At 64.8% G+C, this 321-nt stretch carries 1 pseudogene; it reads right to left on the reverse strand.

The window, feature by feature from the left end:
- Positions 1-321: pseudogene (locus ABGA94_RS10005) on the reverse strand (hypothetical protein); the annotation flags it as partial.

Here is a 321-nt window from a genome sequence, read left to right on the forward strand (position 1 = left end):
AGTTCGCGCTGCAGCAGAAGCTGGTGACCGCGCTGAAGACCCGCGAGGAATTCGAGGATCTGATGATCGAGCGCGGCGTGGCCGACGAAGACGCCGACGGTGGTTTCCGCAACGTCGATGCCATTGGGGGTGGTGATGCGATCCCAGATCACTTCCACGCGCTTGCCCATCGGACCGCCGCCGTAGGCGCCATAGATCTTGGAGCCCTTCGGCAGACCGCCAATGCCCAGTGCGATGTCGAGCATCAGCGAACCGGTCGGGATGGCTTCGACGGGCTCGACCACGCGGTCGCCCATGCGCATCACCGAGCCCTTGCCGAAC

This window comes from Stenotrophomonas sp. 3diitr2024 (assembly GCF_042136455.1).
In the GTDB taxonomy this organism is placed as follows: Bacteria; Pseudomonadota; Gammaproteobacteria; order Xanthomonadales; family Xanthomonadaceae; genus Stenotrophomonas; species Stenotrophomonas sepilia.